We start from the raw sequence: 25,209 nt of genomic DNA on the forward strand, positions 1-25,209 counted from the left end.
TTTCTAGACACATTTCACCTTCAAGCAAATGTATACCAAAGATACTGTACAAATTTTCCATTGTTTGAACCAAGTTGTGGGCCTACTACAGCTCCTAAAGTAGTCGATTTTAATGGAAGAAGCGAGCAACTAGACGATGACAAGAATAATATGTCTTTGTGCTTTCAAAAAAGGACCTTCAGTCTCAATAGCTGAAGGTCCTTCTTTTTTATGCCATTTCATTTTTATTTTCAATATCTTCTATTTTGATAAATTTTAGGACAACGAACAGGAGAATGAATCCCAATACACCTGCCGTAATATAGCTGGCATTGAGATAGTTTTTCATGACAAGTGACATAATAGGAGGGCCGGCTGCAACGCCTATAAATCGCGCTGAGCTGTAAAAAGAGGATACGGTTCCTCTTAACTCTTTTCTAATATTGTCAGTAATAATTGTGTCAAGTGCAGGCAAAAGTGCACCAATAGCAATCCCCACTATACTCGTTACGACTAATAAAAGTATCAGTTTTTTGCTTGTAAACCCAACGAAGACAATACTGACAGACATTGCTATCAAGGAGACAATGATTATTTTTTTAATCCTTCCCAGGTTTCCTTTAATTTTTCTACCGGATATATATGAAGCGATACAAAGTAATAAAAGGGGAATGGCGAGGACAAACCCTTTTTTAATCCCTTTTATATCATGAACTTTCTCGAGGTTTTCTGACAAAAAAAATAGCATACTAAATAATATGAGCATCACAAGGACTCCGTTAAGGAATACGGTATACAACCATTTTCCTTCCTCCTTGAAAACTTTTTTTGTATTTCGTAAAAACTCTTTGAACTTCAATGGTTCATCATCATCTTTAGGAGCTTTAACGAAGAAGAAAATAAGTATAATTGAAATCAGACTAAGCGCTGAAATGGAAAAGAAGGGCAGGAACCATAAAAAAGCGGCAAATATTGAACCTAAAATGGGACTTAACACTTTCCCAAACGTGTTAGATGTTTCAATTATTCCTAATGTAGAACTTATTTTTTCGTCATCATCCTGATAAAGATCACCTACAAGAGGCAAAACGATCGGCATGGCACCAGCCGCCCCTATTCCCTGAATTATTCTGCCAACAATAATTATTGTGTACGGGTCATCCATTTTCCATGAAGCAAATCCGGCAATCAGACCACCGATTAAAGCTAAAATTAAGCTCGGTAATATGACTATTTTTCTACCGAAGCGGTCCGATAAATAGCCAGCTACTGGGATAAGAAAAATAGCTGCGACTGAATAGCTAGTTATGATCATGCTCGATTGAAATGAAGTGATCCCGACCTTATCTTCCAGTATCGGGAGCACGGGAATAAGCATCGAATTTCCCAGTGTCATGATGAGCGGAATAGAAGTCAAACTTACAATACACCAGACACTTACATTAACCTTCTCTTGGTCCATTACCACACCTCGACTAATATTCTTTTAAAGGTATGGTTTCCTTTCGTGTTCATTTTATGCGCTGTTGGTGAGATTATTGGAATAACACTTGGTAAGCCTGCTTGCCAAAGTAGATTCCGAAACCAATCATTAATAAGGCTGAGATAAAAGAGACCGTTTTCAAAAGTTTTGTAGACAATAATTTCCGAGCGACACTGGATAAAAAGGCATAAATAAAATCCACAAAAATAATGCCAATCAAGATGGCGATGCTTACCAAAATGATTTCATACCCTGTAGAGATACCAGCGTTTTTTGCAAGTATGGAGCCGTATATTCCCAGCCAGAAAAGGATGGTTAGCGGATTCAAAAAAGACATGAAAAATCCGGTCATGATGGATTGTCTCAGTCGAGTTCTTTTACCAGTTTTCGAATCCATCTCAATTTTATGTAGCGACAGTAAACTTTCGATACCGGTGTACAAAAGAACAAAACAGCCGAAAGACCATAGTATTGTTTTCAACCAAATGGAATTGACAAATTGGCCAATTCCAAAATATACGATAAACATATATATAATGTCCGTCGCTATGGCACCCAGACTAAAAAACCATGCATGAAAAAAGCCATTTTTTAAACCTGTATTTAAAAGTACAGTCTTAACAGGTCCAATTGTTGCAGCCATTGATATGCCTAAAAAGATATAGGTAAACATAGAATCCATAAATTATCCTCCAATTATCAAATGTACTTGCATTTTATTCGAAGGCAATAACTTTTAGGACAATTTAAAAGGGCGATTCTAATAGGATTTTTGTAATTGTATTCGATATTTTTTTACATAATCATTTCAGTGTCAGCTTTTTTTATGTGATAAAATAGATATGTGAAAACGAGTGTGCATTTCTTTGTAATTTTATGACAAAGGAACACCTCAATATAGTTAATTGAAACCAAAAGTAGCTTTTTGTACAAATTTCTGATAACTATAAAACTTGCTTAAAAGTAAGGTTAATACAACGAAATATAATGTAAAAGGAGCTAACGTTATTCAGTAATTTGGCGCTATTGTTGAATCAGTGAATTTACGGAGCTGAGGATTATTAAGTAAATAAGAGCAAAATAAAAGCGGCCTCCACGATTAGATTGTGGAAGGCCGCTTTTTTTATAAACACAGTCTACATTATTGTTGTTACAACGGACTCACTTGAAATAAACTAAAAGATCTTTTGAGTTTACTAAGCTTTTCGCAATGATTTCATAATTAAGCTCACTATGAAAACTAGAATAATTGCTCCAATGAGAGCAGGGAAGATATAGAAATCTGAAATTTTAGGACCCCAACTTCCAAGAAGCATACCGCCAATCCATGCACCGATTATACCTGCGATAATATTACCAATAATTCCTCCTGGGATATCTTTACCCAAAATTATACCTGCAAGCCAACCGATAATCCCGCCAATTATTAAAAACCAAATAAAACTCATACTGTCCAACTCCTATTTTTTATTTTAAATATTTCGCCATAGTGTTTTATAACCTTTATTAAACCTCTTCAAACATAAGGAGGAAAAAAATTTGTTTGAAGTTTCAAAGAAGATGGTGGACATTGTTATCTCTAATATGTTTTGTCATCAATGAAGTAAATAAAATAGTGCGTCTGTTATTATCTCCTTTTCTAATCGGGCGTGTTAGCTGTAATTGAAGCAGCAGGTTAACTTAAGGAGGGATTTTTAAAAAATAAGAGAATAACTATTGAAAGACCAAATTCTGGGATATAAGAATATAGCTAGTTTCATAAAGGAATAATGAAACTAAAAACGAGAGGAGAGAGATATTGATGGAGATAATTCAATTATCAAAGAAGGATGAATTATTTAATAAGGCTATAGATGTTTTTTGGAAAGAATGGGGTGTGGAAGGTGGTCGTGCTTTTTATGAAGATTGTATGATTCATGCCTTAATTAATCCAAATGACATACCGAGTTTTTACATTGCAAAAGTAGATGATAACATTATCGGAACTTATGCATTAATTCGTAATGATCTAAATAGCCGTCAGGATTTGAGCCCATGGCTAGCATGTTTGTTTATAGATGAAAAATTCAGAGGTAATTCTCTAGGAGCTAAATTGTTGAATCATGGACTGCAGGAAGCAGCAAAAAGAGGGTACGAATATCTCTATCTTACTTCAGATCTTAAAGACTACTATGAGAAATATGGTTGGGAAAAGATTGGGGTTGCTTACGGACTTAGTGGAGGGAGAATACCTTTGTTTAAAAAGAATACTGCTCTATAACTAATACAGCGATAGCTAATGGCAATGATTGTAAGTCTTAAAGTTGCTAAATCTCCTCTCTTTTAGGTGAAAACTTTAGCTAGTCTATTTAAGTCAGCAGAAGGTATCTTGATTATGGTTGAAAAACAAGGTCATATCGTCATATCGTGGGGCTAATGGCGAGATAGCAAGGCTTTTACAAAGAGAACTATTTTGCAGCTTTCGCGTTTTTAATTATTTAGCAATCGGGGGCTTTCCTGGAACAAGGGTAAGCCATTTTCTTTGTAGGTGCACGATAAACTAATACCATTACGATTATTAAAAGCTTATCTAAGTTCTATTGAGAAGGAGTCTTACTAAAGATGAATGAACAAAGTATCAAAAATAAAAAGGCTTGGGAATATCGAGCATATGAATTTTGGAGCAAAAGTAACGGTACTCCACAGGATTTAGCTACTCATATGGTAGAAAATCCCGGAGCATTTCTTAAAAAGCACAAACAATACTTTGAACGTATTGAAGGCAAGAAGATTGCAAATGTTTGTGGTTCAAATGGCAGAAAAGCAGTACCATTAGCATTATTGGGTGCTGGAGTAACAGTATTTGATATTTCAGCAGAAAACCAAAAATACGCCTTAGAATTAGTGGGATTTGCAAATACCTCTATTAATTATATTGTCACTGATATTTATGATATAGACTTAGAAATGTATAGCAATCATTTTGACATGATTTATTTAGAAGGTGGCATATTGCATTATTTTAATGATATTGATAAATTCATGTTTATTTTGTTTTCATTATTAAAAGATGGTGGAGAAATGATTCTAAGTGATTTTCATCCCTTAAGAAAATGTATAGTTAAAGGTCCTAACGCTGAAATCCAAAATCAAATCCAACAAGGTTATTTTGACAAGGAAATAAAAAATGGAGACTTAGCGTATAAGCATTTCTTTGATGAGCATGAACAAGAGGACTTTCCTGATGTGTCTATAAGATTATATACACTTAGCGAGATAATAAATTCTGTCATCACATCTGGTTTTAAATTAAAAAAATTTGATGAGCATCGTGGTTGGAACAATGAAAATATACCGTGGGAATTTACTATTTTGGCTTTTAAATAGCTAAATTAGTTTAATTAAGGATGCAGAAGAAAAATTGTTATTTTATTTAAATGTTATAAGACGTGTGTGGAAGTGATTGACCTTAGGAGAGGAGAAAAAGATGATTGAATTACGAAAAATAAACGGTGATAACATAGATGAAGTAATAGCACTTGAAGTTAATGAAAACCAGAAAGACTATATAGAAACGACTAACCTCAGAAGCTTTGCAGACGCTCATATGATGAACGCAGACGGAATACCAGCGACTCCATTTGCCATTTATGCCGATGAAATTGTGGTTGGATTCTTGATGTACATTTATGATACGTTAGATCATGAATCATTTGAAACTGAAGTTTTTTACGGGAAGAAGAGCTATTTTATTTGGCATATGATGATTGATAAGCATTACCAGGGGCAAGGATATGGCAAACTTGCTTTTGAAAAAATGCTGAAGGATATTGAAACTACGCCAGATGGAGAAGCAGAATATGTAACCCTCTTTTATCATACAAGTAATGTCAAAGCTAAAACATTATACGCTTCATTTGGTTTCATGGAGACTGGAATCATTCAGGATAGTTCGATGTTAGCCATTAAAAAACTAGATAGGAACATAACAGAATCCTTAGTGAATAGGATCTCTTTGAAAGAAATGTAGGCTACAACGTCTCGACTCATTATAAACCCAAATATCTATAAGGAAAAACCGATTTTGTTAGAACTGACTTAATAAGAAATAAATATTGTATACCGCGATCGGGCGCTTTCAGTAAAAGAAAGTGTCTTCTTTTGAAGCTCGCTAATAGTTCAGCAATATATTATTTTCAAAGATGTTTTATCATCTGGAAGGTCTACTATACAGCAATAGCAATTTTAAAAAAGGCAAAAGATCATATTTGATAAATACGGAGTGCTGAATAGAACAGAATTAATAATTAAATCCAAATAAAGAAGCTTAATTTTTTTCAATACATAAGAAATGCGTCTACAATCAAGAACAGTTTCACCTTCTATTTAAAAAGGTCTGTTGGCCATTTTATGAATTTTTTGAATACCGATTTCAGTCTAATTACCGATAGCATATTAAATGATTATCCTGTATTGTTAATAGGTCGTTAAAGACACTATCAGGTATATCCTGCAAATATATGAAATGATAGGTGGAAACAATGAATTATCAAATATTATTATATTATCATTACACGAAGATTGAAGATCCAGCAGCGTTTTCAGCAATGCACTTAGCCATGTGTAAAGAAATCGGTTTAAAAGGTCGTATTTTAGTAGCTACTGAGGGCATTAACGGTACTGTTTCAGGTACGATTGAGCAAACAGAGCAATACATGGCAAACATGCAAGCAGACCCATTATTTGAAGGCATTGTCTTTAAAATTGATGCGGCAGAAGGGCATGCATTCAAAAAAATGCACGTACGCCCACGTCCTGAGTTAGTAAACTTAGGCTTAGAAGAAGATGTAAACCCACATGAATTAACAGGTCGCTACCTGTCACCAGAACAATTCCTTGCCGAAATGCAAGATGAAAATACAGTAGTATTAGATGTGCGCAACACGTATGAATACGATGTCGGCCATTTTCGTGGCGCGATTCGACCAGATGTAAAAAACTTCCGTGATACACCGGAATGGGTCCGTGCAAACCGCGAGCTATTCGAAGGGAAAAATGTTTTAACTTATTGCACGGGTGGGATTCGTTGTGAGAAGTTTTCGGGCTGGATGAAACGGGAAGGCTTTGGCAATGTCGGTCAATTACATGGCGGTGTTGCCACATACGGAAAAGACCCTGTTACAAAAGGTCAATTATGGGACGGTCAAATGTACGTATTTGATGAACGTTTAACGGTGCCAATCAATCAAGTAGAGCACGTAATTATCGGTCGTGATCACTATGACGGTGAACCTTGTGAACGTTACATTAACTGTGCAAACCCTGAATGTAACAAACAAATCATCGCATCTGAAGAAAATGAAGCTAAACATTTAGGTGGCTGTACAATCGAATGTACAAAGCATGCACGCAACCGCTACATCGTGCGTCACAATTTAACAGAAGAGCAAGTAGCGCAAGCGATTGAGGCGTTACAAGCAAAAGCGTAAAAAGCCGTATATCAATCATAAAAAACGGCATAAAATATCTATCATAACCTCAACCAACGATATTGAAGTACTGAAAACACTCTATGTAAGTGTTCAAACTATCCATTCCAATAATGGACTAGTCTGCTCGCTTACACAGGGTGTTTTTTCTTTTGTAAGGAAAAAGTAAATGACTAATTAATAGGTGATGATGCTAATAACTTAAAGCTGTTTAAAGTAAATGATCATAGGGTATTCAAAAAAATGTAACAGGATGTAGCTAGTGCAAGCTCGCAAAATGTTGAAGAAGCCTTGCGGAACTTTTTAATTATTAAACAAGATCGGAGATGATTGCTGATGGGAAACCCACATCTAACTGACCCACGTACGAAATTTTATACGGAGAAATTCCCGGATCAAGAACAGAATACGCCAGCGCTACAAAATGATATGAGCCCTAAACCTGATTGTGGAGAAGAATCATATAAAGGATACAATCGCCTGGAAGGGCGCAATGCCTTGATTACCGGAGGCGATTCTGGAATTGGCCGTGCCGCCGCCATTGCATATGCACGCGAGGGAGCAAATGTGGCCATTCAATTCTTCCCTGGCGAAGAGGAAGATGCCAATGAAGTCAAAGAATTAATTGAAAAAGCAGGCAGAAAAGCATTACTGCTACCGTATGACTTGCGAGAAGATGGCACAGCGACAGAAATTGTGACAAAAACAGTGGAAGCTTTTGGCGGATTAGACATACTAGTATTGAATGCTGCGCAACAAATCGCACAGCCATCCCTAAGTGACTTAACAATCAAACAAGTGCATGACACGTTCAAAGTAAACATCATCAGCATGTTTGAGACTGTCAAAGCTGCCGAAAAACATTTGGAACCAGGAAGTGCGATTGTCATGACCACATCGGTTCAATCGTTCGATCCGTCCTCATCTTTAATGGATTATGCCGCGACAAAAGGTGCCATAAGCAACTTTATGGTATCCCTGTCCTCGTATTTTGCTTCTAAGGGTGTGCGTGTCAATGGTGTTGCACCAGGACCAATTTGGACGCCGTTACAGCTGGATAATGGAAAATTGGAAGGAGAAATTCCAAAGTTTGGCCAAAATACTCCTCTCGGCCGTGCGGGACAACCAGTAGAGCTTGCACCGGTGTATGTTCTTTTGGCCTCCGATGAAGGAAGTTATATTACCGGTCAGATTTATGGAGTGACTGGTGGCAAGCCGATAGACTTGTAATCTTACGTAAATGTCAAATAGAAAAATCTGATGCGAAAATAACCAATTTCATCACATTTAAGACACTCATGTAGAAATGGGTGTCTTTTTGTATAGGGCCATTTTATTGATTAAAAATGGGTTGAGAGATTTTGAAGAAAAGTACAATAAAGTAACAGGGCACGCTCGTTAAATATAAAAAATTTGAAAGTTGGCTATATAATAGAAATTGATATTAAGATAAGGAGTGGTTGTAATGAAGATAAGTAAGCACAATGCTGAGCATTATTTATGGGGTGATAACTGTGATGGGTGGCATCTAGTAAAAAATACAGAATTAAGCATCATCCACGAACGAATGCCAGCAAATACAACGGAAGTTGTACATTATCATAAGCAAGCACGTCAATTTTTCTTTATTTTGACAGGGATAGCAACTATTCAAATTCACGATGAAATTATTACATTAAATCCTCAAGAAGGGATAGAAATACCTCCTCTTATCAAACATCAAATGCGTAATGAATCTAATCAGGATGTTGAATTTTTAGTAATATCCCAACCAAATAGTAAAGGTGACAGAGTTAATTTGTAAAATGTTCATACATAATCTTGAATAAAGGTTACAAATAATGTGTTTATATCCTACAACAATGAAAAGACCCCATTTAGATGGTGAATATGTAAAACTGAATATGCATACTTAAAAAAGACAGTTAGAATTTGGCACAATACCAATAAAATAAGCTCGGAGGAATAAAAATATGGAACGATTGGGGACTCTCTACTTTTTCTGTGGAAAAATGGGAGCAGGAAAATCAACGAAATCAAAACAAATGGCTATAGAAAAACATGCGGTCCTGTTATCTGAGGATGAATGGCTAGCATCTCTTTATCCCGATCAGATTACATCATTTGAGGACTATCTTCAATTTTCAGCGCAGCTTAAGCCGATGATGAAAAAGCATGTCCAAAATATTTTAAGTGTTGGTACTGATGTAGTGATGGATTTTCCAGGTAACACTCAAAAACAGCGAAAGTGGTTTTTGGATATAGCGTCCGAGGTCAATGCAAACCATCAACTAATTTTCCTTAATTTAAATAACGAGCAATGCTTACATCAAATAGCACAAAGGCGTATCGAACAGCCCGAAAGAGCAGCTTTTGACACGGAAGCTACGTTTATTCACGTTACTAAATTTTTTGAAGCCCCTGAAGCATCCGAGGGTTTAAATATTTTAGAGGTTAGTGGAAAAGAATAACAAAGGTTGGTTATCATCCAGAAAATCAGGAAGCACATCACTTATATGCCAGTTTAGGATTTATTGATAATGGTGATCAATTTAGAATGGAAATGGCTGTTATCAAATAAATAAACGAGATAAGGGAGAGCCTGTATTGTGTTCTCCCTTTTAAATTTATAAATACACTATTCAAGAAGCGGGAACTACTAATTTGTTAGAATGTAAAATCTAGAATCATTTTACTCGTGTCACCTGTAAACTTATAATTATAAGATCCTTTCAGGCTCTCTAAGTCACCGGTAGCTTTGATGATTGTTGCTGGAGAATCTAGATTTCCTTTATCAAATATCCCTTGCTCTAGAGCAGTAAACGTGCCCTGTTTTCCTTTATAAGTTCCTTCAAAATGCAAAAATCCGGAAATTTTAGAAGTGGCTAAATGACCATCATCTATAGAAGAGTCTATATAAAATAATAAATATTCAACAAAAGCTTTTCCTGTTAATTCACCCTCAATATCATACTCGACATGGGCAATATTTATAGGGAATTCATTTCTAGTGTTGTCCACTGGCTTTTCATCCCATTTGCTTACTGTAAATGTTACCTCCATAGTAAATCTCCCTTCATTACTAAATGGTATTTCACCTCAAGTATAAATCCAAAAAGTACCATTATCAATAATAGAATAAGATTGCTTTTATTATTTTTTCATTACTAACTTTGGGTAATATTATACGGGCTAGATTGTCGAACAATAGTTGTTGACTAAACCAATTGATTTGAATACAATTCTTTAGAAATACAGATGTGAAGAGTAGATAAAGACTTGGAGCATCGTTCGGATCTAATGTTGTTTTTCTTAGTGATGATGCAACGGGATTTCCCATTACAGAAATAGGATATTATCATTTTCATTACCATAATTAGAGAGAGTAATAAAATGACAGATTAATCTACAATAATTAGGAGAGGGGAAAAACGAATGAACCCTTTGTTATTAGATATTCCTTTACAATTAGAAACAGAAAGACTAATTCTTCGTGCACCACTTTTAACTGGAGACGGAGAAATTGTGAACCAAGCAATTAGAGATTCCTTTTCTGAATTAAAAGAGTGGTTGTCACTTTTCCAACAAGTTCCGACCGTTGAAGAAACAGAAATCTTGTTAAAAAATGCTCATATTAATTTTTTAAAAAGAGATAGTTTTCGTTTCCTTATTTTTGATAAAGATGGAGGCAAGGACTTAATTGGAACTACGAGTCTTCATGCAATTGACTGGAACATTCCTAAAGGTGAGATTGGATACTGGATTAATACAAAATATAGTGGTAATGGATATATGACGGAAGCAGTAAAGGAGTTAGTAGACTTCGGATTAAATTATCTTAAATTTAAGAGAATTGGAATAAGATGTGAATCAACAAACGTTAAAAGTCGTTTTATACCGGAAAAACTTGGTTTTATATTAGAAGGTACTTTAAGGAATGAGGATCTAACCGCAGATGGCAGCAGGCTGACTGACATTTGTATTTATTCTAAAATAAATTAAAGGTAGCTAAAAAAAGAATTATCTAAATTGAAGTCTTAGAAAAAGGCGCTTTCCTGGAGCAAGGAAGTGCCTTTTTAAATAGAGTTCGGCACTATCAATATAGAAGGTAACCTAAAACATTATTTACCTCTAACTATTTCAATAGTTTTTTCATCATTAGCAGTGTACCTTTCTAACCAATCCTCTATTACTTTCCCAGAGTATTATTTTAATTGGATATATGAATCAGGAGTATTTACTGAATCACTATCTAGAGAGGAGAGGAAATTAGTTAGTTCATCTTGAATGTGTATGTTAATCCACTAAAAGGTATCTTAATGGATTAAAAAAATAATTCTGCAAAGGAGTTACATAATGAGCGAGCAAAGATTATTTCCAGAACTAGAAACCAGAAGATTAAAATTAAGAAATGTAAATAGGGAGGATATAGATTTTATTTTTAAACTTTTTAGCGATGAAAAAGTTTGTGAATTTCTATACGATGAAGAAATATATACGAAAAAAGAAGAAGCAATTGAATTTATTGAGTGGAATTCAGAGCCAGAAATAAGAGGATATAATAGGTGGGTTTTAGTAAAGAAAGATAGTAATGAACAAATTGGTACTTGTGGCTATGACTTGTGGGATAAAACCAATAATATAGCTGAGATTGGTTATGATTTATTGTATGAATTTTGGGGACAGGGATATATGAAAGAAGCATTGATATCAGCAATAGAAAGTGGCTTTAGTAATATGAAGTTAAATAGGATAAATGCATATGTCGCTTTAAATAACAAAAACTCTATAAAATTATTAAAAAACCTTGGATTTATAAATGAAGGCATTTATAGAAACAAACATTTTTTTAGAGGGAATTACTATGATCACTACTCTTTTTCTCTTTTAAAGAGAGATTGGAAATAAAAAATTGTGGTTGTTCATCCCTTAGGATAATCTTGAAATCGAGTCTTCAGGTAAAGCGCTTTTCTGAAATAAATCTGCACCTAAAGTGTTAGACACGACCCTAACATTTGGGGTGCAGATTAAAATAAGTAATGCGCCTATTTGCATTAAAGGGCTTGGTGTTATTTCTAAAAGAATAGGGCCCATTTTACATTTAAAGGTCATAATTCAGTAGTTAGTTATATACTTGCAAAATAAACCCCTACATTTTTTCTAGGCTATTTTTATGGGCTTTTGAAGTACGTCTATAATGGCAGCGATGATAGCAGTTACTAAAATCCCTATAAGACCAAGTGCTATCGGACCCGCTGCGTCATCACCCGTGAACATAGCCAAAACCCTTAGGTAAACTATTAAAAACAAAATGAATAAAATAGTGGTGAAAGCGCATTTTTTTATAACCTTCAAGCATTGAAGGGAAACCTCAGAAAAAGCATTATTTATATTGATAAAACTCAATAGTTTATATGCTTGATACAACGCAACAGAGAACGTGATGCATACTCCATATGCACCTATTAATAATGGATATATCGAATAATCTCCTGGACGCTCTTTTGCATCCCGTATAGCTGCTTGAGGTAACCAATATATACACACAGCAAGCACCGCAATTCCAATAAGAAAAGCAACGATCTTTAAGAATAAAATTGAATTTAGTTTACCATTCATTTGAAGCACCTCATTGACTTAATGATAATATGATATAATACGATATTAGTCTATTTTTTATCGTTTATCAATATATTTATTTCGATTTATAATATATTATTGCTGTTTTTCAATTGGTTATTTAATAATCATGTGGGAATCGTACTTCAGTTATTGTAAGTTTTTTCATGAAGTAACTGAACAAAAGAGCGCAATTCACACTTGACGTATCGATAATTCTCGATATAATGAAATGTGCAAGTTAGTTTTATTGAGGATGAATCCTATATGGCTTCGAAAAAGAGTGCGCACTTGACATTTCGATAATTCTCGATACAATAATTTGTATGAAACAAGTTGATATTTTTAAAGCATTATCCAATGAAGCAAGGTTGCAAATTTTAGAATGGCTCAAGGAACCGGATCTCCATTTTAAGCCCCATGAAGGGATTGATATGAACGAAACAGGGGTTTGCGTTAGTCAAATAACAGAAAAATTGAACATGACGCAATCGACAGCATCTCATTATCTTTCCATGCTCTTACAGGTTGGTCTTATAAAGGCTGACCGTATAGGAAAGTTTACTTATTATAAAAGAAATGAAGATGCCATCAATGGAATCGCTGAATTCTTGAAGCAAAAGAAATAACGAGTGAAACTGAATTCTTTGTGCGTTCTTTAAAGAGTTCAGTTTCATTTAGGCTAGCTAGAAAATTTTATATTTTTTTGAACTAACATATCGATAATTTGAGATATGTCTATATATATGTATGTATAAATGATTTAAAGGAGTGACATCACTTGTCTAACACAATAAAGATTTATATTTTGGCTATCGTCAGTTTTTTAGTAGGAACTTCTGAATATATAATTTCAGGAATTTTAGATACGATAGCCGATTCACTTGGCATAACTTTAGCTGCCGCAGGTCAATTAATTACAATATTTTCGCTTGTATATGCAATATTTACACCTATTTTTATGGGAATAACGTCTAGTATGGATAGACGTAAGTTAATGATTTTTTCGCTAGGTTTGTTCGTAATAGGTAATATCTTAGCGTTCATCCTACCTGGTTACGGATTATTTGTGATGGCTCGTGTCATTATGGCACTTGGAGCAGGGATGGTCGTAGTTACTGCATTAACGATCGCTGCAAAAATTGCACCAGAAGGGAAGCAAGGCAGCTCAATTGCTACAGTGGTTATGGGCTTTACAGCTTCATTAATTATAGGGGTGCCCGTTGGCAGAATTATTTCTAGCGCATTTGGTTGGAAAGCGGTATTTGGCGGGATAGCACTACTAGGAATTATTGCAATCATTATAATAAGAGCGACGATTCCACTTATTGAGGGTGATAAATCTGTACCATTAGTTAAGCAGTTGGCACTTTTAAAGAAAAGAAAGGTGGCAATTGGATTAGCCATTACTTTTTTCTGGGTTGGTGGGTACTCAATTGCTTACACGTACCTTTCACCATACTTGTTACATGTATCAGGAATAGGGAAAAACTATCTAAGTGGCGTATTACTAATTTTCGGTATCGCAAGCTTGTTTGGTTCTAAATTTGGTGGATTTAGTACAGATCGTTGGGGAGTCCAAAAAACATTGATAGGTGGCATGCTGTTACATATTATCATGTTAGTATTATTATCTGTCGTAACAAACTCCTATATTAGTGTATTAATAGTGTTAATACTATGGTCATTTGCAGCATGGACATCGGGACCAACACAACAATATAACTTGGCTACCATCGAGCCAGAATCATCTGGTATCTTATTAGGCTTAAATCAATCCGTAATGCAACTGGCAATGGCTGCTGGAGCAGGAATTGGAGGTGTTTTTGTGGAGAAAATATCACTATCTTCAGTTACTTGGATAGGTGCATTAGGAGTTACGATAGCTATTGGCGCAACGATGGCGCTTTCTCGAGCCCAGTCAAGCACGACCTCCGTAGAGTATAAAAAAGCCTAACAGTTTAGCAGAAAAATCGGTTTTTAAAATTTATCTGCTGAGTTAGGAATGCCCATTATAAAAATTAATAACATTTTTCGATGCCATGGAAAATCTAAATAAGATATATCCATGGTTTTCTTTTCTTACATCCACTAGTTAAATACGTTAATTTTTGTTTGGGCAATATATTTTTATAAATATAAAACAAATTAGTTAGTCATAATATCTAGCGACAGATACCATGTTAAAAAATATTTTCTGGAGGAACAAAATTATGGCTAAAGATTTCTATACGACACTTAAAGAAAGACGATCTTACTACGGAATTGGTAAAGAGGTAAAAATATCGGATGAAAGAATTAAAGAAATTGTAGAATTTGCTGTGAAATATACGCCATCAGCATTCAATTCTCAATCTGCACGTTTGATTGTATTATCAGGTGAAGCACATAATAAATTATGGGACATCACAACTGAAACATTAAGAAAAGTAGTTGGAGACCAAGACTTTTCAGCAACTCAACAAAAAATGGATTCCTTTAAGGCAGGGTATGGCACCGTATTATTCTTTGAAGATGAGGCTGTAGTTAAATCGCTTCAAGAGCAATTTGCTCCCTATGCTGAGAACTTTCCAATTTGGTCAAATCAAGCATCAGGTATGCACCAATTAGTAGTGTGGGCAGGATTGGAAGCAGAAGGATTAGGAGCTTCTTTACAACATTATAATCCACTAATTGATGATGAAGTAAAAAAAGAATGGTCTATACCTGAAAATTGGAAGCTTATTGCGCAAATGCCATTTGGAAATCCAACAGTCACACCTGGTGAAAAAGAATTCCGCCCACTTGAAGAACGAATTAAATTTTTTAAGTAATGAATATATATTTCTAACCAGTACCATTGCGGAACTGGTTTTTTTGTACGAAAGATACTTTAGTTTCTTAACAAATAGTAGCATTCATTCAACGAACCAATAGATTTTTTATTGGTTTTCCAAATTTTGTTTTATTGACAAATCTGTGACGTGGGAATATGATTTTACTCGTAAATAATATCTCGAATTTGAGATATTGATTAATAACTATCTTGAATTCGAGATATGTTGAAAGGAGGTTTTTCTACATGAGTATCAATTGTTCAATATCAACAGGTTTGTAATGCAGATAGGTTGTTTTGGCAATGAACTCTTTGATTTGGTTCTCATTTAGTTTTAAGTCCGTTTTTATATCAATGGTATAAAAGTTTTTGTTACGTTTCATATTACTATTGTGCTTCTCTCCTTAAAATGAGAAAAACTACTAATCGTAATAAACATGCAAAGAGCTGTCATATTGCAAGCGAAACGTACAGTACTGGGCAAAATGGCCAATCAATAAAAAATATATTATAGATAGGGGAGCAAAAGATGGATATCTTCCTAGCGATTTTACCAGCTCTGTTTTGGGGAAGTATTGTGCTCTTTAATGTCAAGCTTGGTGGTGGTCCCTATAGTCAAGTACTTGGAACAACAATTGGTGCACTGCTCTTCTCCATAGGGGTTTATTTTGTAGTTAAACCAGAACTGACACCTGTAGTTTTGGGGGTCGGCATTGTTTCAGGTCTTTTTTGGGCATTAGGACAAGCAAATCAATTAAAAAGTATTGATTTAATGGGTGTATCTAAAACCATGCCGATTTCAACAGGTTTACAGTTAGTAGCCACAACTTTATTTGGCGTTATTGTGTTTCATGAATGGTCAACAACAATGTCGGTTATATTAGGTGTTCTGGCGCTTATTAGTATTATTGTTGGGATTGTTCTTACATCTCTTCCGAATCCAGAAGAGAAAAAAGAGGACAATGGTGGCAATTTGAAAAAAGGGATATTAATTCTCCTTGTTTCAACATTCGGATATTTAGTCTATGTGGTTGTAGTTCGCTTGTTTGATGTCAATGGTTGGTCTGCTTTATTGCCACAAGCAATCGGGATGGTTATAGGTGGGATTTTATTAACCTTTAAGCATAAACCATTTAACAAATATGCAATCCGTAATATTATCCCTGGTTTAATTTGGGCTGCGGGGAATATGTTTTTATTTATTTCTCAGCCACGTGTCGGAGTAGCCACGAGTTTTTCACTTTCCCAAATGGGAATCGTGATTTCAACTTTAGGTGGAATATTTATCATTGGTGAGAAAAAAACAAAACGTCAAATGATAGCTATAGTAATTGGGATTATTTTTATTGTCGCCGCTGGAATTATGTTAGGGATGGCGAAAGGATAAGAAGGAGGATTTTACATGTATTCAGATTTAGAAGGAAAAGTTATTGTTATTACAGGTGCTTCAACAGGATTAGGAAAAGCAATGGCATTACGCTTTGGTGAGGAGAAAGCAAAAGTTATCGTTAATTTCCGCTCAGATGAAAATGAGGCCAATGCTGTTGTTGAGGGAGTAAAAAAAGCAGGTGGGGATGCCATAGCTGTAAAAGGTGATGTGACAGTTGAAGAGGATGTCATCAACCTAGTACAGACTGCTGTGAATAAATTTGGAACCCTCGATGTGATGATTAATAATGCAGGTATTGAAAATCCAGTAGCTTCACATGAAATGCCGTTAAGTGACTGGAATAGAGTCATCAATACCAATTTAACGGGTGCGTTTTTAGGAAGTCGAGAAGCAATTAAATACTTCGTGGAGAACGATATTAAAGGGTCTGTTATCAATATGTCTAGTGTTCACGAAATGATCCCATGGCCTTTGTTTGTGCATTACGCAGCAAGTAAAGGGGGAATTAAGCTGATGACACAAACATTAGCGTTAGAATATGCTCCTAAAGGAATCCGTATCAACAACATCGGGCCTGGAGCGATTAATACACCAATAAATGCGGAAAAATTTGCAGATCCAGCAAAACGTGCAGATGTAGAAAGCATGGTACCGATGGGGTATATCGGAAAACCTGAAGAAATTGCAGCCGTAGCGGCATGGCTTGCTTCTTCCCAAGCTAGCTATGTAACAGGAATCACTTTATTTGCAGATGGTGGAATGACTTTATATCCTGATTTCCAAGCTGGTCGTGGGTAAGTAACAGCACCGACAATTAATCATGCATTTGTCTTTAGGCATTGGAGGCTGGCGTTTGCCACTTCCAATGCCTTTTAATTTAATTAATGTATTATTTGGAGGAAAATCCCAAGATAAATAGAATACATATGAGTAGGATGTTTGTGAAAGGGGTGGATTTGAAGTTTGAGTAAATTATCGTTAAATGAGTTAGAAAAGAAACTTAAAGGCATTAGAATTGAAGCTTTTGTCATTCATAAAGGGGATACTCGAATCTACGAGTACTTGAAGAATAAAAAGGTAGTCGAGAAGCCTTTAAAGGTAAATTCCATTACAAAGAGCATTGTTTCTATTTTAATTGGAATTATGGTAGATAAAGGGTTAATTAAAAATATTCACGAATCCATTCAAAACTATTTTCCAGAGATATTAGAGTCTAATGATCCGCAAAAGAAAGAAATTACAATATTTCATTTGTTGACTATGACTTCGGGGTTACAAATAGGAAATTTCCAGGGGTCAAAAAACTGGGTTAAATACATACTAGAACAGCCAATTATACATAAACCTGGTTCAACCTTTCAGTATAATTCAGGAGACTCCCATTTACTAAGTGCAATCATACAAAAAATTTCTGGAATTTCCACTGCTTCATTTGCCGAAAAATATCTTTTTCATTCGCTGGGGATAAATAAATACACTTGGCTAAAGGATCCACAAGGAGTTAACGGGGGTGGTTTCAGTATTTCATTATATCTTGAGGATATGGTGAAGCTTGGATTGTTATTTTTAAACGAAGGGCAATTTAATTCAAGTCAGATCCTTTCATCCAACTGGCTCCATCAAGCAACAAGACCATATAATCAAGTGAAAAAAACAAATGAAGGAACTTATGGATATGGTTATCAGCTATGGACTTATGAAAATAATCATTCTAACACCCCGAATGATTATTATTATGCGAATGGTATATTTGGGCAATATATATTTATTGTTCCGAAATTAAATATTATGGCAGTGGTAAAAAGCCATCTCCAAGAACAGCAATCAGCACCAAGAATCTTTTTTGAAGAGCTATTAAAAAGTTGGCAGGATGAGAGAGATAGTGGAGCAAGTCAAACTGCGGTTCCTCCTTATGAGGATTGAGTAAAAAACTAAGTGATATAGTGAGAAGCTTGAATAACCATAGTGGAGGTGAATGTTTTATAGATGATAGTATTTACGTTCATTAGTATTTATGTAATGCCAATTTTAGCTATTACATTTTGTCTAAACCTTGTTGAAATAATAAAGAAAATAAAAAAAGAAGTTAACTATATCTTTTGTATTCATTGTCTGGAGCATTGCTGTTACAGCGGTAGGTGAATAATAGAGTTGCATTAACCAAAGCAATTAGCAGTTGAAAAGAAAATGCCGCAATCTTGATTGTTGACCAGTTAGTAGAAGATACATTGTAACTTTATTCCTCTAGTTTCGTTAAATTTGTTAAGAAGTGCATTAATAGTAAAATATCATAAGAGGAAGAATTAGAATGAAAACTATTTATCATTGTTTAATTATGTGGGTACCTTTTATCGTGCTGTTTGCCTTAGCTGGTGTGGGATTAGAAATTTTAGAAGGAAATAAAATCAGGACATCAGAATACATGACAGGACTTCGTGATTTTGGAATTGGTTATGTATTCCTAATGGGTTCCTATGCTTTCATTCTATACCCTCTTACATTTTGGCCATTAACATTTATTCTCAGAAAATTTATGAAAAATCAGATGTTTAAAATGGCTACCTTTACTTTATTTGGTGGGGGAATAGGGGCTTTTTCTTTAATAGTCATATATGGTTCTCGTTTTATTGTAGAATATCATTTAAATATTGTCAGCTCAATTATTTTATTTGGGATTGCAGGTTTATTTTATTCTATGGTAGAAATTTCTGTGAAGAAAAATATAAAATTTGTTTAACTAATGGGGACTTTTATTTTAATGATGATTTATCAGGCGCAGTTTCGAAGCAAAAATTGTGCCTTTTTTTATTTAGAGGAAGAGAAGAGGAGTGTGAATGGACGTGATTACTTTCAATTAATAGGAAAGGAGATATGATATACTTAGGAATATATTTACATATAGTTTATTAAATAGCAAGGAGCAGTCGAGATGCTATCGGAAAAAGTAATCAACTATTGCAAAAGTAAAAACTGGTGGTTTGAAGACATTGAAGAGGAGTATAAAGAAGCTTTAGTAAAGTTAGACATCGATTTGGGTTCTGATTTTGCTACTTTTTATTTGCATGCTGAGGATGGGCCGACTTTCTTTAGTAGACGACGTGAAATCTATCAGATTTGTTGGTTTATGATCAATACTTCTGATTATCTGTTAGGCATGAAGAGAACTCATGTCGTGTTAAACCTGCCTGAAGACTATATTCCATTGGATAATTTTGATGGGGAGTTCGGCTTTTTTTATAACAAGAATACTGACGAAGTGTTAGGCCTAGGTTTGGGCCAGCAGATGGAAGATTTTTTTGCGGGTAAATTGACTTCACAATGGAAAAGCTTTAACTCTTTCCTAGAGTGGTATTTTGAGCTGACAGATTTGTCTGTGACTCTATAGAAAAAGTCGTGAACATTTTTTTATCTATTGATTGATGCTGAGGAGAAGAATATAGTAAGAACGCCCTTTACTAATTAAGATGGAATTTATAGGGCATCCCACCATATTAAGTCTTTTCAATCTTCAACAGCCGGGCGCTTTTCTAATAAGGAAAGCGTCTTTCTTCATGAAAAGGGCCATAGTATTCTTTAACGAATGGTCGAAATGACAGTTTGTGAAGCCTTTTTAATATCCTCTAAGGATTATTGTACTCTACCACTATTGCGTTTTTCACACACCCACTATTTGGTAGAAAAGTAAATACAACTGACATATAATTCATAGTAAGGAGTGGTGCAAATGTATGGATTAGACACAAGTAAAGAAGCAATAAATATTGATTTAGCATTGATTAAATCTTGTTTGAGGCTGATTAATCAAACTGTGATTTTAAACAAACAGAGAGGAGAAACCTTTTCCGCTTTAGAAAATGAAGAGTTACATAAGTTAATTTCCAAAATTGATAAAGAGTTGAACAAAATTAAGATGAATATACACTATGATATAAATATAGATTGCTGAACCAATATATTAAATTCAAATTCAGGAACACTTTAAATCAACATTTAGAAACAATTATTCCAAACTACGCTTTGGGAACATTAAGTTTCAGCATTTAATGGAATAATTATTATTTTCACAGGGTACTTTATTTTGTATAAAGGGAGTGTAAAAGTGGACCTATTACTTTGGATAACAATTGGTTTCATTTTAATTGGATTTGTTGTTCTCATTTCTATGAAAAAAGGTATGGAAAATAAGGTCGCCTTGACAAAAGTAAATATGGAAGATGAGGAAAATTTATCAAAAGCTAAATCTGTTCTTTGGTGGATATGGAGTACTACTGCTTGGGGAATAGTAAGTATTTTTCTTGTTGTTTGGTGTTTTCATAATTACTTTGGATAATTGTTGCTTTTCATCATTAGGTGTATTGCTCTAAGAAATGTTTATTTCATATTAGAGATACAATGTGTAATTTGTAGTAGGTTTAGTACTATTTTTATTTTTTGTCTTTTCGTTTTTGTATTTAAACTTATCCTTTAGCAAATAATTAAAATCATATTCGTTCATAATAATGAAAAGGACGTGATGACGATGCTAAGTGAGAAAAAAATATCAAAGTTAAAAAATATGTTAATTGAACAAAAACACTCGCTTCAACGAAGAATGGATACAGATGATGAATATTTAGAACGAGGAAGTTTACGGGATTCTGTTGATGAATTGTCAACGATCGATAATCATCCAGCAGATTTAGGTACTGAATTATATGAACGTGAAAAAGATATGGCGTTAAAAGTCCATGACGATGATGAGTTAGCAAAAGTAAATGCCGCCTTACAAAAGATTGAGGACGGAACCTACGGCGTGTGTGAAGTTTGTCAACAAGATATCCCATATGATCGATTGGTAGCATTGCCTTATACCGCTTTTTGTATTGAACATACAGCAAAAGACGTTCCAACCGATCGACCGGTTGAAGAGCAAGTGATGCTTCCTCCAGTTGACAATTCTTTTTCTGGCCGAGATGACAAGGATGATATTCATGATTATGAAGATGTGTTTCAGGTTGTAGCAAAATACGGAACTTCCGAATCTCCGTCCGATTTTGAGGGGGACTTTGAAAATTATGATGAATTATATGAAGACCCTGAAGAAATTGCCGTTAATGATGAATGGGATTCCTACCATATCTCCGAAACAGATGAATTAACACGCCAAGTTTCCATTCAAGAAGTAGAACACGCGAGAAAATTTGATTATTTAGAGGATTAAATCAAAAAAAGTCTGACAAAATGCGTTATTAAAGTAACAGTTACTTTAGCTTAATAAACGATATTCCACAATAGTGGCGCAATTCTCGAAGATGAATTGTGCCTTTTTCAGTCATATTAACGCATGAACTATGGATTATTTCAGTTGAGCTAAATACACCGTATCTCATATTCAATAGTAGTGTGTGTAAAGAATGGAAATCCATGATGTATGAAATAATCTAGTCCTCTAATGCAAATAACACTTCTATAGAAAACCAAATCAATACGGAGGTAAAAAAATGAATGTCCTTGATTGTATCATTATAGGTGGAGGTGCTTCTGGGTTAAGTGCTAGCTTAACTTTAGGAAGGGCAAGGAGAAACATTGCATTATTGGACGATGGAACGAATAGGAATAGAGTGACACAAGCTTCACATGGATTTATTACTCGTGATGGGATAGACCCACAAGCGTTTAAAGAAAAAGCGTTGAAAGAGCTGGAGATTTACCCATCCGTATCATATTTTACTGCAACTGTTACGGAAATCATTAAGGATACAGGTAATGAGCGATTTACTGTTAAAACAGCTACTAGTCAGGAATTTGTTTCAGAAAAAATAATACTCGCCACAGGTATTCAGGAAATATTTACTATACCCAATATGAGAGAGTTTTATGGCAAAAGCCTATTTAGTTGTCCGTATTGTGATGGCTGGGAGCAAAAAGATAAGCCATTAGTGGTTATTGCAGAAAAAGAAGAGCATGTACTGCATTTGACTAAGTTAATTTATAATTGGTCGCAGGATTTGGTTGTCTTAACGAACGGAGTTCAATTATCTGAAGAAGGCAAAACAGAGTTACAAAAACACCATATCAAAATTATATCGGAAAAGATAAAAGACTTATTAGGTAATGACGGTTATTTACAAAAAATAGAGTTTGAAACAGGAGCAACAATAAATAGAACGGGTGGATTTGTTGCCCCATCTTATTATCGCCCAAATCAATTTGCTGAGAAGCTAGGCTGTGACATACAAGAAGATGGGAAAGTTATAACAGATGGTGTTGGTAGAACAACCCAAAAAAACGTATATATTGCAGGGGAGACCGAAAGATCAAAACCATCCTCTTTAATGATATCAGCTGCTAAAGGTAATAAAGCTGCGGTTTCAGTAAATACGGATCTAACGATGGAACGCTTTTAATTGTCAAAAACCTCTCCTTCATTTATATAAAAGCATAGCTAGTATGACCCATCAGCGCCAATGGGTTGCCACATCATTGCATTAGAATTCATATAAGATCGAAAGAACGGATTTTGATTTTAGAATTCGTTTTTTTCTTGTTGTTTAAAAAGGATTGAAGGGCATAGCATCGTATAATCCAGCGCATTTCTTTAGTAAGGAATGCGTTTTTTATTTCATTAATTCTTTACTCTACACGTTTTGCTTTTTGTTTTTTTAACTAAAAATTAAATTGTAAAGTTTGCTTGACATATATAAATATGTAAAGTAAACTTTACCTATTGATAAATGTACAGTTTGCTTTACATTTATAAAGGAGGCTATATGAAAAACAGAATTCGAGAATTACGAAAATTGAAGAAGATTACTCAGGAAGAATTGTCGAGACAAGTAGGTGTCTCACGGCAATCAATCATTGCTATTGAATCAGGAAAATTCAATCCATCCTTAGAGCTTGCTTACAACATTTCTAAAGCTTTCAATAGCACAATTGAAGAAGTGTTTATATTTGAAGAGGGGAGAATGTAATGATGGAGCTTAATATCTGGGGTATGATTGGATTGTATGGGGGAGTGATAGGTGGACTCCTTGGATGGTGGTTCGGACGAAGGAAAGCTAGAAAAAATAGAGGATTAGACGAGCTGTACTACCATATTTGGCAAAAGGCGAGATCCTATTCATGGTATGTGACGTTAGGAGCGCTGTATGTTTTCTTTACGTTAATCATTTTTGGAATAGAATTAAGCACTGCTATGGTTTTAGGTATCCTTTTATTAACACACATAGCGAGTTGGGGAATCATTGGAATTATTTTGAGCATTAACATGTCCAGTACAGCCCCGTTGAAGCCCTCCCGCGTGAAAATTGGTATAATCGTCTTTGTTACATCAATTATCGTTTTTACAATAATTTCGATCCTGACGACAAACTGGCTGTTCTTAATATTTAGTATCCCACCTAATTTAATTGCACTTTTTATCGCATTTACACCAAAGCAAGAAGATTCCGAGGTAACCTACTAGATTTCCTTTAACGTTTTTCCCCTTTAGATTTTGTAATCTATAGGGGTGTTTTTTTCTAAATGAAAAGAACATTATTATTTGGCAATATCGATTTGGAACTGTTTCCATTCGAGGGCAATTGGTTGATTTAGGTCATAAGGAAAATTTATGAATTTTTATAATTAACCCCTATTATTATTTATAGACTGTATGTGATATGTTAAAGAAAAAGGGGGATTGGTAATGCTATTTGATGATCAAGCTGTTGATAATATTTTCTACAAAAATGCACTTAAATAGTGTTTCAAGTAATTAATTGCACAATTTGAACTTTCACGAAAGTGGATAATCAAAGACTGATTATTCAAGGAGGGATTTAATTGGAAACAGAATATAGAATAGCTACAGAGCAAGATTTAGAAAGTATTGTTGCAATGCTTGCAGATGATGTTTTGGGACGTACCCGAGAGCGGTATGAGCATCCACTTCCCGATAGTTATAAAAAAGCATTTGAGGCTATTACATCCGACCCTAATAACGAGTTAATAGTGGCATGTCACGGTAATGAAGTGATTGGCGTACAACAAATTACGTTTACTCCTTATCTAACACATACAGGTGGATGGCGAGCTACTATTGAGGGAGTTAGAATTTCTTCTACTGTAAGAGGAATGGGTGTAGGTACTGGACTTATAAAATGGGCAATTCAGCGTGCGAAAGAACGTGGATGTCATATTGTTCAACTTACAACTGATAAACAAAGGCCAGATGCGTTAAAGTTTTATGAGCGAATAGGTTTTAAAGCAACGCACGAAGGTTTAAAACTAAAGCTTGAATAATTTTTTTATTACTAGCGGATGTTTTAATTGAATAACAGACTTCCACCAGGACGCTTTTCAGAATAAGAATAGCGTCTTTCTAGAATTCAGCAATTCTTACTTTTCTTCCCAATCAAACTCCTTTGCCCCCTGGAAAATCCCTTCACTGAAATACTTTCTTTTCGGTAGTAATGATCCTTTTAAAGGTAAC

29 protein-coding genes and 1 pseudogene are annotated in these 25,209 nt (G+C 34.7%); 25 read left to right on the forward strand and 5 right to left on the reverse strand.

The window, feature by feature from the left end; all coding sequences use genetic code 11:
- Nucleotides 1–208: 208 nt before the first annotated feature.
- The 3 genes from MKY49_RS09690 to MKY49_RS09700 form a co-directional block, all read right to left on the reverse strand.
- Complete coding sequence (locus tag MKY49_RS09690; RefSeq protein ID WP_312506123.1) at nucleotides 209–1,441, reverse strand: MFS transporter; 1,233 nt, start codon at nucleotides 1,439–1,441, stop codon at nucleotides 209–211.
- A gap of 73 nt (nucleotides 1,442–1,514) precedes the next feature.
- Nucleotides 1,515–2,144 (reverse strand): LysE family translocator, encoded by a 630-nt coding sequence (locus MKY49_RS09695; RefSeq protein ID WP_274796913.1) that lies wholly within the window; start codon nucleotides 2,142–2,144, stop codon nucleotides 1,515–1,517.
- Nucleotides 2,145–2,658: 514 nt separating this feature from the next.
- Complete coding sequence (locus tag MKY49_RS09700; protein WP_274796914.1) at nucleotides 2,659–2,910, reverse strand: GlsB/YeaQ/YmgE family stress response membrane protein; 252 nt, start codon at nucleotides 2,908–2,910, stop codon at nucleotides 2,659–2,661.
- Between the two features lie 353 nt (nucleotides 2,911–3,263).
- Between MKY49_RS09700 and MKY49_RS09705 the strand changes: the two genes are divergently transcribed.
- The 8 genes and pseudogenes from MKY49_RS09705 to MKY49_RS09740 all read left to right on the forward strand — a co-directional run.
- Nucleotides 3,264–3,722: a GNAT family N-acetyltransferase gene (locus MKY49_RS09705; protein ID WP_341386089.1), complete on the forward strand. Its 459-nt coding sequence runs from the start codon at nucleotides 3,264–3,266 to the stop codon at nucleotides 3,720–3,722.
- A gap of 341 nt (nucleotides 3,723–4,063) precedes the next feature.
- Nucleotides 4,064–4,828: a class I SAM-dependent methyltransferase gene (locus MKY49_RS09710; RefSeq protein ID WP_274796916.1), complete on the forward strand. Its 765-nt coding sequence runs from the start codon at nucleotides 4,064–4,066 to the stop codon at nucleotides 4,826–4,828.
- 100 nt (nucleotides 4,829–4,928) lie between these two features.
- On the forward strand, nucleotides 4,929–5,471 hold the full coding sequence (locus MKY49_RS09715; RefSeq protein WP_274796917.1) for a GNAT family N-acetyltransferase: 543 nt from the start codon (nucleotides 4,929–4,931) through the stop codon (nucleotides 5,469–5,471).
- 511 nt (nucleotides 5,472–5,982) lie between these two features.
- The gene (gene trhO, locus MKY49_RS09720) at nucleotides 5,983–6,930 is read left to right on the forward strand and encodes an oxygen-dependent tRNA uridine(34) hydroxylase TrhO (RefSeq protein WP_341386091.1); all 948 of its coding nucleotides are present in this window, start codon (nucleotides 5,983–5,985) and stop codon (nucleotides 6,928–6,930) included.
- 336 nt (nucleotides 6,931–7,266) lie between these two features.
- The gene (locus tag MKY49_RS09725; RefSeq protein ID WP_341386092.1) at nucleotides 7,267–8,160 is read left to right on the forward strand and encodes an SDR family oxidoreductase; all 894 of its coding nucleotides are present in this window, start codon (nucleotides 7,267–7,269) and stop codon (nucleotides 8,158–8,160) included.
- A 235-nt stretch (nucleotides 8,161–8,395) separates the two neighbouring features.
- Complete coding sequence (locus MKY49_RS09730) at nucleotides 8,396–8,734, forward strand: cupin domain-containing protein (protein WP_312506113.1); 339 nt, start codon at nucleotides 8,396–8,398, stop codon at nucleotides 8,732–8,734.
- 169 nt (nucleotides 8,735–8,903) lie between these two features.
- Complete coding sequence (locus MKY49_RS09735) at nucleotides 8,904–9,401, forward strand: AAA family ATPase (protein WP_341386093.1); 498 nt, start codon at nucleotides 8,904–8,906, stop codon at nucleotides 9,399–9,401.
- Between the two features lie 5 nt (nucleotides 9,402–9,406).
- Nucleotides 9,407–9,511, forward strand: a pseudogene (locus MKY49_RS09740) (GNAT family N-acetyltransferase); the annotation flags it as partial.
- Nucleotides 9,512–9,597: 86 nt separating this feature from the next.
- Here the strand turns inward: MKY49_RS09740 and MKY49_RS09745 are convergent.
- Nucleotides 9,598–9,993 (reverse strand): DUF3224 domain-containing protein, encoded by a 396-nt coding sequence (locus tag MKY49_RS09745; RefSeq protein WP_274796922.1) that lies wholly within the window; start codon nucleotides 9,991–9,993, stop codon nucleotides 9,598–9,600.
- Between the two features lie 372 nt (nucleotides 9,994–10,365).
- Between MKY49_RS09745 and MKY49_RS09750 the strand changes: the two genes are divergently transcribed.
- Together MKY49_RS09750 and MKY49_RS09755 are read left to right on the forward strand one after the other, a co-directional pair.
- The gene (locus tag MKY49_RS09750; protein WP_341386094.1) at nucleotides 10,366–10,932 is read left to right on the forward strand and encodes a GNAT family N-acetyltransferase; all 567 of its coding nucleotides are present in this window, start codon (nucleotides 10,366–10,368) and stop codon (nucleotides 10,930–10,932) included.
- 354 nt (nucleotides 10,933–11,286) lie between these two features.
- Nucleotides 11,287–11,838, forward strand: coding sequence for a GNAT family N-acetyltransferase (locus MKY49_RS09755; RefSeq protein ID WP_341386095.1), 552 nt, complete (start codon nucleotides 11,287–11,289; stop codon nucleotides 11,836–11,838).
- A 252-nt stretch (nucleotides 11,839–12,090) separates the two neighbouring features.
- On the opposite strand, the gene MKY49_RS09760 is transcribed toward MKY49_RS09755, so the two are convergent.
- Complete coding sequence (locus tag MKY49_RS09760; RefSeq protein ID WP_341386096.1) at nucleotides 12,091–12,549, reverse strand: DUF2975 domain-containing protein; 459 nt, start codon at nucleotides 12,547–12,549, stop codon at nucleotides 12,091–12,093.
- Between the two features lie 326 nt (nucleotides 12,550–12,875).
- On the opposite strand from MKY49_RS09760, the gene MKY49_RS09765 reads away from it, so the two are divergent.
- The 15 genes from MKY49_RS09765 (at nucleotide 12,876) to MKY49_RS09835 (ending at nucleotide 25,019) form a co-directional block, all read left to right on the forward strand.
- Complete coding sequence (locus tag MKY49_RS09765; protein WP_274796925.1) at nucleotides 12,876–13,178, forward strand: ArsR/SmtB family transcription factor; 303 nt, start codon at nucleotides 12,876–12,878, stop codon at nucleotides 13,176–13,178.
- Between the two features lie 152 nt (nucleotides 13,179–13,330).
- On the forward strand, nucleotides 13,331–14,506 hold the full coding sequence (locus tag MKY49_RS09770) for an MFS transporter (RefSeq protein ID WP_341386097.1): 1,176 nt from the start codon (nucleotides 13,331–13,333) through the stop codon (nucleotides 14,504–14,506).
- 256 nt (nucleotides 14,507–14,762) lie between these two features.
- A complete protein-coding gene (locus MKY49_RS09775; RefSeq protein ID WP_322604964.1) occupies nucleotides 14,763–15,362 on the forward strand; it encodes a nitroreductase family protein in 600 nt (199 codons plus the stop codon).
- Between the two features lie 531 nt (nucleotides 15,363–15,893).
- Complete coding sequence (locus tag MKY49_RS09780) at nucleotides 15,894–16,751, forward strand: RhaT/GlcU family sugar-proton symporter (RefSeq protein ID WP_274796928.1); 858 nt, start codon at nucleotides 15,894–15,896, stop codon at nucleotides 16,749–16,751.
- Nucleotides 16,752–16,766: 15 nt separating this feature from the next.
- The gene (gene gdh, locus MKY49_RS09785) at nucleotides 16,767–17,552 is read left to right on the forward strand and encodes a glucose 1-dehydrogenase (protein WP_274796929.1); all 786 of its coding nucleotides are present in this window, start codon (nucleotides 16,767–16,769) and stop codon (nucleotides 17,550–17,552) included.
- Nucleotides 17,553–17,717: 165 nt separating this feature from the next.
- A complete protein-coding gene (locus tag MKY49_RS09790; RefSeq protein ID WP_341386098.1) occupies nucleotides 17,718–18,677 on the forward strand; it encodes a serine hydrolase domain-containing protein in 960 nt (319 codons plus the stop codon).
- 385 nt (nucleotides 18,678–19,062) lie between these two features.
- A complete protein-coding gene (locus MKY49_RS09795; RefSeq protein WP_341386099.1) occupies nucleotides 19,063–19,491 on the forward strand; it encodes a hypothetical protein in 429 nt (142 codons plus the stop codon).
- 192 nt (nucleotides 19,492–19,683) lie between these two features.
- Complete coding sequence (locus tag MKY49_RS09800; protein WP_322604967.1) at nucleotides 19,684–20,139, forward strand: hypothetical protein; 456 nt, start codon at nucleotides 19,684–19,686, stop codon at nucleotides 20,137–20,139.
- Nucleotides 20,140–20,478: 339 nt separating this feature from the next.
- Entirely contained in the window at nucleotides 20,479–20,700 is a 222-nt protein-coding gene (locus MKY49_RS09805; RefSeq protein ID WP_322604968.1) for a phosphoglycerate mutase, read from the forward strand.
- 153 nt (nucleotides 20,701–20,853) lie between these two features.
- Nucleotides 20,854–21,084: a hypothetical protein gene (locus tag MKY49_RS09810; RefSeq protein ID WP_341386100.1), complete on the forward strand. Its 231-nt coding sequence runs from the start codon at nucleotides 20,854–20,856 to the stop codon at nucleotides 21,082–21,084.
- A gap of 189 nt (nucleotides 21,085–21,273) precedes the next feature.
- A complete protein-coding gene (locus tag MKY49_RS09815) occupies nucleotides 21,274–21,954 on the forward strand; it encodes a TraR/DksA C4-type zinc finger protein (RefSeq protein WP_274796935.1) in 681 nt (226 codons plus the stop codon).
- A gap of 280 nt (nucleotides 21,955–22,234) precedes the next feature.
- The gene (locus tag MKY49_RS09820) at nucleotides 22,235–23,140 is read left to right on the forward strand and encodes an NAD(P)/FAD-dependent oxidoreductase (protein WP_341386101.1); all 906 of its coding nucleotides are present in this window, start codon (nucleotides 22,235–22,237) and stop codon (nucleotides 23,138–23,140) included.
- Between the two features lie 363 nt (nucleotides 23,141–23,503).
- Nucleotides 23,504–23,707, forward strand: coding sequence for a helix-turn-helix transcriptional regulator (locus MKY49_RS09825; RefSeq protein ID WP_312506099.1), 204 nt, complete (start codon nucleotides 23,504–23,506; stop codon nucleotides 23,705–23,707).
- Nucleotides 23,707–24,201, forward strand: a complete 495-nt coding sequence (locus MKY49_RS09830) for a hypothetical protein (RefSeq protein WP_341386102.1) — start codon at nucleotides 23,707–23,709, stop codon at nucleotides 24,199–24,201. The genes MKY49_RS09825 and MKY49_RS09830 overlap by 1 nt, the downstream gene beginning before the upstream one ends.
- 359 nt (nucleotides 24,202–24,560) lie before the next feature.
- Nucleotides 24,561–25,019, forward strand: a complete 459-nt coding sequence (locus tag MKY49_RS09835; protein WP_341386103.1) for a GNAT family N-acetyltransferase — start codon at nucleotides 24,561–24,563, stop codon at nucleotides 25,017–25,019.
- Nucleotides 25,020–25,209 lie beyond the last annotated feature (190 nt).

The sequence above is a fragment of the Lysinibacillus sp. FSL M8-0134 genome (assembly GCF_038069745.1).
GTDB classification, from domain to species: Bacteria; Bacillota; Bacilli; order Bacillales_A; family Planococcaceae; genus Lysinibacillus; species Lysinibacillus irui.

Excerpts from the sequence above, each read along its gene's own strand:
- MKY49_RS09825 (WP_312506099.1), top strand. The coding sequence starts at position 23,504 with ATGAAAAACAGAATTCGAGAATTACGAAAATTGAAGAAGATTACTCAG.
- gdh (WP_274796929.1), top strand. The coding sequence starts at position 16,767 with ATGTATTCAGATTTAGAAGGAAAAGTTATTGTTATTACAGGTGCTTCA.
- MKY49_RS09735 (WP_341386093.1), top strand. The coding sequence starts at position 8,904 with ATGGAACGATTGGGGACTCTCTACTTTTTCTGTGGAAAAATGGGAGCA.
- MKY49_RS09820 (WP_341386101.1), top strand. The coding sequence starts at position 22,235 with ATGAATGTCCTTGATTGTATCATTATAGGTGGAGGTGCTTCTGGGTTA.
- trhO (WP_341386091.1), top strand. The coding sequence starts at position 5,983 with ATGAATTATCAAATATTATTATATTATCATTACACGAAGATTGAAGAT.
- MKY49_RS09775 (WP_322604964.1), top strand. The coding sequence starts at position 14,763 with ATGGCTAAAGATTTCTATACGACACTTAAAGAAAGACGATCTTACTAC.
- MKY49_RS09815 (WP_274796935.1), top strand. The coding sequence starts at position 21,274 with ATGCTAAGTGAGAAAAAAATATCAAAGTTAAAAAATATGTTAATTGAA.
- MKY49_RS09730 (WP_312506113.1), top strand. The coding sequence starts at position 8,396 with ATGAAGATAAGTAAGCACAATGCTGAGCATTATTTATGGGGTGATAAC.
- MKY49_RS09805 (WP_322604968.1), top strand. The coding sequence starts at position 20,479 with ATGTATGGATTAGACACAAGTAAAGAAGCAATAAATATTGATTTAGCA.
- MKY49_RS09715 (WP_274796917.1), top strand. The coding sequence starts at position 4,929 with ATGATTGAATTACGAAAAATAAACGGTGATAACATAGATGAAGTAATA.
- MKY49_RS09710 (WP_274796916.1), top strand. The coding sequence starts at position 4,064 with ATGAATGAACAAAGTATCAAAAATAAAAAGGCTTGGGAATATCGAGCA.
- MKY49_RS09700 (WP_274796914.1), bottom strand. The coding sequence starts at position 2,910 with ATGAGTTTTATTTGGTTTTTAATAATTGGCGGGATTATCGGTTGGCTT.
- MKY49_RS09750 (WP_341386094.1), top strand. The coding sequence starts at position 10,366 with ATGAACCCTTTGTTATTAGATATTCCTTTACAATTAGAAACAGAAAGA.
- MKY49_RS09745 (WP_274796922.1), bottom strand. The coding sequence starts at position 9,993 with ATGGAGGTAACATTTACAGTAAGCAAATGGGATGAAAAGCCAGTGGAC.
- MKY49_RS09695 (WP_274796913.1), bottom strand. The coding sequence starts at position 2,144 with ATGGATTCTATGTTTACCTATATCTTTTTAGGCATATCAATGGCTGCA.
- MKY49_RS09830 (WP_341386102.1), top strand. The coding sequence starts at position 23,707 with ATGATGGAGCTTAATATCTGGGGTATGATTGGATTGTATGGGGGAGTG.
- MKY49_RS09800 (WP_322604967.1), top strand. The coding sequence starts at position 19,684 with ATGCTATCGGAAAAAGTAATCAACTATTGCAAAAGTAAAAACTGGTGG.
- MKY49_RS09780 (WP_274796928.1), top strand. The coding sequence starts at position 15,894 with ATGGATATCTTCCTAGCGATTTTACCAGCTCTGTTTTGGGGAAGTATT.
- MKY49_RS09795 (WP_341386099.1), top strand. The coding sequence starts at position 19,063 with ATGAAAACTATTTATCATTGTTTAATTATGTGGGTACCTTTTATCGTG.
- MKY49_RS09725 (WP_341386092.1), top strand. The coding sequence starts at position 7,267 with ATGGGAAACCCACATCTAACTGACCCACGTACGAAATTTTATACGGAG.
- MKY49_RS09755 (WP_341386095.1), top strand. The coding sequence starts at position 11,287 with ATGAGCGAGCAAAGATTATTTCCAGAACTAGAAACCAGAAGATTAAAA.
- MKY49_RS09760 (WP_341386096.1), bottom strand. The coding sequence starts at position 12,549 with ATGAATGGTAAACTAAATTCAATTTTATTCTTAAAGATCGTTGCTTTT.
- MKY49_RS09705 (WP_341386089.1), top strand. The coding sequence starts at position 3,264 with ATGGAGATAATTCAATTATCAAAGAAGGATGAATTATTTAATAAGGCT.
- MKY49_RS09765 (WP_274796925.1), top strand. The coding sequence starts at position 12,876 with ATGAAACAAGTTGATATTTTTAAAGCATTATCCAATGAAGCAAGGTTG.
- MKY49_RS09690 (WP_312506123.1), bottom strand. The coding sequence starts at position 1,441 with ATGGACCAAGAGAAGGTTAATGTAAGTGTCTGGTGTATTGTAAGTTTG.